Raw genomic sequence first — 6,453 nt, 5'->3', positions numbered from 1 at the left:
GACCCGCCTGGCCCTGTCGGCGCCCTATCCCGGACCGCTCCCCCTGGCCGAGGACCTCCTGCCGGGCCTGATCGCGCGCGCCGCCGCCGCACGCCCCGACGCGCCCGCCGTGATCGGCGGCGAGACCACCACCTTCGCCGCCCTCGACGCCAGCGCCAACCGCCTCGCCCACGCCCTCGTCCAGCACGGCGTCCGGGCCGAGACCCGCGTCGCCGTCGCCCTGCCGCGCTCCGCCCGCCAGATCGCCGCCTTCCTCGCAATCCTGCGCGCGGGCGGCGCCTTCCTACCCCTCGATGCCGGCCTGCCCCCCGCCCGGATCGCCGCCCTCCTGGCCGATGCCGAACCGCGCCTCGTCCTCGGCGACGCCGACACCCTCGCCCGCCTCGCCACCGTCCCCGGCCTGCCCGGGACCCTCGACCTCGCCGCCCTCGACCTTGCGGCCGAGCCCGCCACCGCCCCCGACGTCACGCTGCACCCGGACCAGCTCGCCTACGTCATCCACACCTCCGGCTCCACCGGCCGGCCCAAGGGCGTGGCCGTCGCCCACGGACCCCTGGCCGCCCATATCCGCGCCACCGGCGCCCTCTACCAGACCGGACCCGAGACCCGCGAACTCCACGTCCTCTCCATGAGCTTCGACGGCGCCCACGAGCGCTGGATGGTGCCCCTGGCCTTCGGCGGCTGCGTCGTGCTCAAGCCCGACGGCCTCTGGACCCCGCGCGAGGCCCTCGACGCCATGGAGCGACACCGCGTCAGCCATGCGGGCTTTCCCACCGCCTACATGCACGCCCTGGCGCTCGAGGCCGCCGCCGGCCCCGCCCCCAGCCCGCGCTCCTACGCCTTCGGCGGCGAGGCCCTCGCGCGCGAGAGCTTCGGGCTGATCGCGCGGGCCTTGCGCCCGCGCTTCCTCATCAACGGCTACGGGCCCACCGAGACGGTGATCTCGCCCCTGGCCTGGAAGACCGGCCCGGAGGCCACGGTGGAGGACGCCTACGCGCCGATCGGCCGGGCGGTGGGTCCGCGCCGCGCCCTGATCCTCGACGCGGCCCTGGAGCCGGTGCCGGTGGGGGTGACGGGCGAGCTCTACCTCGGCGGCGCCTGCCTGGCGCGGGGCTATCTCGGCCAGCCGGGTCAGACGGCGGCCCGCTTCCTGCCCGACCCCTACGGGGCGCCCGGGGCCCGGCTCTACCGCACGGGGGACCTCGCCCGCTGGCGGGCGGACGGGACGGTGGCGTATCTCGGGCGGGCGGACGCGCAGGTGAAGCTGCGCGGCTTCCGGATCGAGCTGGGCGAGGTCGAGGCGGCCCTGCTCGCCCAGGAGACGGTGGCGGGGGCGGCCGCCGCCCTGCGGGACGGGCCGGCGGGTCCGCGCYTGGTGGGCTACGTGGTGGCGGCGCCCGGCGCCGCGCCGGCGGAGGCGGGCTTGCGCGCGGCCCTGGCGCGGCGTCTGCCGGACTACCTGGTGCCGGGCCGGATCGTGGTTCTGGCGGCCCTGCCGCTGACGCCGGGGGGCAAGCTCGACCGGGCGGCCCTGCCGGACCCGGCCGATCCGCTGCCCGAGGACGCGCCGGCACGGCCCTTGAGCGAGACGGAGGCCGTGGTGGCCGGTATCTGGGCCGAGGCCCTCGGCCTNCCGGACCCGGCCGATCCGCTGCCCGAGGACGCGCCGGCACGGCCCTTGAGCGAGACGGAGGCCGTGGTGGCCGGTATCTGGGCCGAGGCCCTCGGCCTGCCCGCTCTTCACCCCGATCAGAACGTCTTCGAGGCCGGCGCCCATTCGCTGACGGCCCTGCGGGTCCTGACCGCGCTGGGGACGGCCTTCCCCGGACGCGGCCCGACCATCGCCGACCTGTTCAACAACCAGACCGTGGCGACCCTGGCGGCGGCGCTGACCGCCGACGCGGTGGGCCATGCCGAGGTGGTGCAACTGGCGCGGGGCGGGACCCGCCCGATGCTGTACTGCTTCCCCGGCCTGATGGTGAACACCCGTGAATATGCGCCCCTGGTCCGCCGGCTCGGGCCGAACCAGCCGGTGACCGGCTTCGTCTGCTACTCCCTGAGCGAGGCCCGCAAGAATGTCGTCTCGGTGGAGGACATCGCCGCCCGCTACGCCGAGACCATCCGAGCCGAATGCGCCGGTCGGCCCTGCACGCTGCTCGGCTGGTCCTGGGGCGGCGTGCTCGCCTACGAGGCCGCGCGGATGCTGGGCTCGGACGTGGACCTGACCTTCGTCGGCATGCTCGATGTCTGCGACATCGACGTGAACTTCGCGGTCGGTGCCCTGCCGCTCCTGGACCCCCGGGAGCGTCGCGCCCGGGAGGCGCAGGTCGCCAGCTGGCTCGAACGCGCGCGCATGCGCGCCGACTGGGAGGACCTGTTCCGGCGCATGGACGAGAGCCTGACGGCGCAGTTCCTCGCCTACGTCGCCGCCACCGGACCGCTCCCCGCCGACGGACCGGGCCTCGGCAGCAAGGAATTCGAGCTCTGGACCTTCGTGGACAACACGCTGCTTTACCGGGGATACCGGGCCGCGGCCTTCGACGCCCCGATCCGGGTCTGGCTCGCCGGAGAGTCGCTCGCGCGCGGCCTCAACCACGTGGACTGGACCCGCTATTCCCGAAACGTGCTCAGCCGAGACGTCATCCCGGGGGTGACCCATCGGGAGATCGTCGATTCCCCGGCCTTCCACGACAGCTTCGCCGCCCGCCTGAATCCAAGCCTCGCCTAAGGGGGCGTTCAAGCGTCGTCGAAGACCCAGAGGACCGGGCTTGCCGCCACCGTGAAGCCGAGGCGCTGGTAGAGGCGCTCGACCGGGCCGTCACCGACGCATTGCAGGGACACCGTTCCGGCGCCGGCCTCCGCGGCACAACGGAGGGCGGCCCGTGTCACCGCGGCGCCGAGGCCCCGGCCCTGGTGGGGGGCGCGGGTGCCGACATTGTAGAGGCCCGCGCGCGATCCGGCGCGATAGAGTGAGGCGCAGGCCACGGGCGTCCCGGCCTCGCTGAGCGTGAGGTGGCGGGTCTCGACGCCCGGCACCGCCCGCGCGGCCGCGAGGACCGGCACGAACACGGCCTGCGCCACGGCATTCGTGGCCGGGTCCGCGTAGAGGTCGCCGCAGACCGTGAGGAAGTCCCGCCCAGGAGCGGGATTGGTTTCCACCGTGAGGGCGAGACTGTCCGAGAGGGCCGACCCGGTCGTAGACGATCCCGGCGCGCCGCTGTCCCGGACCATCCAGCGGGTCGGGAAGCGCCCGATGCAGGCCGGTTTCACGTCCGGATCGGGGGAGGCCGCGTCGTCGAGGGCGAGGAGGGCCGGCCGGCGTCCGTGGCGGCGGGCGGTGGCCGCCACCCAGCCGAGATCCCCCGTCCCGACGGCGAGGTTGAAGCCCGGCTCCGGCAGGGCGGATCGGATGTAGCACCCACCGCCGGGGGCCGGCTCCACGCCCGCGACGTAGCATCCGGCCTGCATCCGGAGATGGGTATCGAGCAACGTCTGAAAGTCCAATCCGCCCAAACTCATCCGTTCTCCTCCGGCTGTCGCTCCGTTCGGGCGCGCGAGGATCCCATAATCTTCCGCCCGCCAAGCGTATCATGCGCCCGCCAAGCGTATCATGAACAGAAAACGCGCGACTGATCTAGAAAGATACGAACTCTTATTTTCTAGAACTCTTCTAATTATAGATATCATCTACAATCAGAAGCTTGAATTCGATCTCGATTTGTCGACATAGCCTCGTTCGTGAAATCGACGATCGCGGGGGATGCGACGCCGGACGCTTGTCCGGCCCGTCCCGAAGGATCGTCGCGGCCATCGCCACGAGGAGGGCTGTCGATGACACGGACCCCGGTTTCCGCATCCCCGCGGGGCATGCCGCCCGCCGCCGCCACCCTGCTCGCCGCCCTGGTGCGCGAGCAGGCGGCCCTGGTGGAGGTCGCCGCCCGCATCCTGCGCGACCGTGCCACGGCGGAGGACGTGGTGCAGGACGTCGTCCTGAAGCTGTGCGAGGCCTCCGCCTGTCCCGAGGTTGCGGCGCCGGCCCCCTACCTGCGCCGGATGGTCCGCAACGCCGCGGTCGACTGCGCCAGGCGGCACCTGCGCGAGCGCTGCCGCCTGGCGCCGGATGCCGACGCGGAGGCGGTGCCGGCCCCCTGCGCCTGCCCGCTGGCGCATCTGGAGCGCTGCGAGGCCCTGCGGGCCGTGCTGGCCGCCCTGGAGCGGACGCCGGATCGCACCCGCCGGGTCTTCCTGGCCCATCGCATCGACGGCGTGCCGCAGAACGTCCTGGCCCGGGAGGCCGGGATCTCGCCGACGCTGGTGAACTTCATCATCCGCGACGGCACCGCCCTGTGCCGGGCGGCGGCCGCGTGAGCCCGGCTCAGGGCGCGGGCGCCTCGGCCGCGATCACGTCGCGCAACAGGGCCGCGAGGCGCTCCCCCTGCGCGCGGATGAAGAAGTGGCCGCCGGGCCAGATCTGCACCGCGGGCGCGCGCCCGAGCCAGGCGCCCCATCCGGGCAGCAGCCCGGGCGGGTTGTCGAGGTCGACGTCGCCGCCCAGGATCGTGGCCGGGAGCCCGAGGAGCTGCGACGTCAGATCCGGTACATGTTGCGAGGCGAGGCGGTAATCGGCCCGTACCACCGGCAGCACCAGGGCAAGCAGGTCGCGCGCCGCGAACAACTCGGGCGGGGTCCCGCCGAGGCGCCGCATGCGGGCTTCCAGGGCCGCGTCCGTCAGGGCCTCCTCCGCGAGCGGGCCTTCCCCGGTCAGCGGCGCCCGGCGCCCGCTCAGGACGAGGTGACGGGGCGCGCCTCCGGCGGCCGCGAGGGTACGCGCGACCTCGTAGGCGATGAGGGTGCCCAGGGAATGGCCGAACAGCACGAGGGGCTTCTGCGGCATCGCCCGGAGGGCCCCGGCGATCTCGGCCGCGACGGTTGGCAGGTCGGTGGCGAAGGCCTCGCCGAAGCGGGTGCCGCGCCCGGGCAGCTCCAGCACCCGCACCTCGGCGACGTCGGCGAGCGCGCGCTCCAGCGACGCGTAGGCGGTGGCGTTCCCGCCGGCGAAGGGCAGGCAGACGAGGCGCACCGGACCCGCCGGGTTGAGGGGCCCGCGCGGGAAGACGGGACAGGTCTGCGTCATGGGGCGGTCTCGATCAGATCCGGAGCGGCATCGCCTGGGCGTTTCTACACAGGTTGCGGCAGGTCAGGCAAAGAACAGTCGTCGAATGTGATTGGATAATACACTTTTAGACTGAATTAGAATAATGATAAAGCAAGCATTGCGGTTGTCTTGCGGCTGTCCTTCGTCTAGGGCTGGCCGACCTGAGCAGCCACTCGATCGGGGCGCATCGCCCATCCGCACGAACGGGGAGATCATCCTGTGACATTGCTGGCAGCCGAGGCCGAGGTCCACCTTGCCGATGCGGAGCGCCACGTGGCGCATCTCTGCGCGCATTTCGAGGAGCACGACTTCGTCGTCGCGGCGGCGCCCGGCCGGACCCGGATCGCCTTCGACGTCGGCACCGGCATCCTGGAGAGCGACCGGGACCGCCTCACCCTGCGGGCCGAGGCCGATGACACGACCCGGCTCGCCGCCATCAAGTTCATGCTCGCCCAGCACCTGCAGGAGCTGCCGGGCGCGGCGGAGGCCCGCCTGGTCTGGACGGGGGACGGCTGCGCGGACACCACCCTGCCGAGCCTGCGCGAGGTCCGGGTGAGCCGCATCCGGGATCTCACCCCGAACCTGCGACGCATCACCTTCGCGGGCCAGGATCTCGGTCGCTACGACGCGCCGGACATGCACATCCACCTGCTGATACCGCCCGCGGGCCAGCCGCCGGTCTGGCCGGTGCCGGGCGCCAACGGCATCCCGGTCTGGCCGGAGGGGCCGGCCGCGCCGGCCCTGCGCACCTACACCGTCCGGCGGGTCGACGCGGAGGCCGGCGAGATCACGCTGGACTTCGTCCTGCACGCGGCGCCCGGTCCGGGGGCCGCCTTCGCCGCGCGGGCCCGCCTCGGCGATGTCGTCGGCATACTGGGACCCGGCGGGCGCGGCGTCGCCCCCGCGCAATGGTACCTCCTGGCCGGCGACGACACGGCGCTGCCGGCGATCGGCCGTATCCTCGAGCGCCTGGCGCCCGACGCCACCGGCGTGGCGGTCGTCGAGGTGGACGATGCAGCCGACGAACTGGCCCTGCAGCATCCCGCGGGCCTCGCCCTGCGCTGGTTGCACCGCAAGGGCGCCCCCGCCGGCACCACCCCCCAGCTGGTCGAGGCCGTCCGCGCCATCCCGATCCCGCAGGACCGCAGCGTCTTCGCCTGGGCCGGCACCGAGTTCGAGACCTTCAAGGCCCTGCGCGCCCATTGGCGCAAGACCTGCGGCCTGCCCCGCGACCGGCATCTTGCGGTGGCCTATTGGCGGCGCGGGCACAGCGAGGACGCGGAGGCGTAGGCGCGCGC

Annotated in this window: 5 protein-coding genes and 1 pseudogene; 4 read left to right on the top strand and 2 right to left on the bottom strand. The window is 73.6% G+C overall.

What is annotated here, in order from left to right; genetic code table 11:
- Positions 1-7: 7 nt before the first annotated feature.
- Both ASF58_RS27390 and ASF58_RS27385 read left to right on the top strand, forming a co-directional pair.
- Positions 8-1,632 (top strand): annotated as a pseudogene (locus ASF58_RS27390) (amino acid adenylation domain-containing protein); the annotation flags it as partial.
- 1 nt (position 1,633) lies between these two features.
- Positions 1,634-2,728 (top strand): alpha/beta fold hydrolase (locus ASF58_RS27385; protein ID WP_244477476.1); only part of this gene is annotated, 1,095 nt, incomplete at its 5' end.
- An 8-nt stretch (positions 2,729-2,736) separates the two neighbouring features.
- Here ASF58_RS27385 and ASF58_RS23945 read toward each other — a convergent pair.
- Positions 2,737-3,489, bottom strand: coding sequence for a GNAT family N-acetyltransferase (locus ASF58_RS23945; protein WP_244477475.1), 753 nt, complete (start codon positions 3,487-3,489; stop codon positions 2,737-2,739).
- A gap of 342 nt (positions 3,490-3,831) precedes the next feature.
- On the opposite strand from ASF58_RS23945, the gene ASF58_RS23940 reads away from it, so the two are divergent.
- Positions 3,832-4,368 carry a sigma-70 family RNA polymerase sigma factor gene (locus ASF58_RS23940; RefSeq protein ID WP_244477474.1) on the top strand — a complete coding sequence of 179 codons (537 nt, stop codon included), beginning with the start codon at positions 3,832-3,834 and terminating at the stop codon, positions 4,366-4,368.
- A gap of 7 nt (positions 4,369-4,375) precedes the next feature.
- On the opposite strand, the gene ASF58_RS23935 is transcribed toward ASF58_RS23940, so the two are convergent.
- Positions 4,376-5,134, bottom strand: coding sequence for an alpha/beta fold hydrolase (locus tag ASF58_RS23935; protein ID WP_055958718.1), 759 nt, complete (start codon positions 5,132-5,134; stop codon positions 4,376-4,378).
- Between the two features lie 240 nt (positions 5,135-5,374).
- Between ASF58_RS23935 and ASF58_RS23930 the strand changes: the two genes are divergently transcribed.
- Positions 5,375-6,445: a siderophore-interacting protein gene (locus tag ASF58_RS23930; protein WP_244477473.1), complete on the top strand. Its 1,071-nt coding sequence runs from the start codon at positions 5,375-5,377 to the stop codon at positions 6,443-6,445.
- The last annotated feature ends 8 nt before the right edge of the window (positions 6,446-6,453 follow it).

The organism is Methylobacterium sp. Leaf125 (genome assembly GCF_001423085.1).
Classification (GTDB): domain Bacteria; phylum Pseudomonadota; class Alphaproteobacteria; order Rhizobiales; family Beijerinckiaceae; genus Methylobacterium.
Note: the sequence above shows the minus strand (reverse complement) of the source record. Positions and strands in the feature narration are given on the sequence as shown.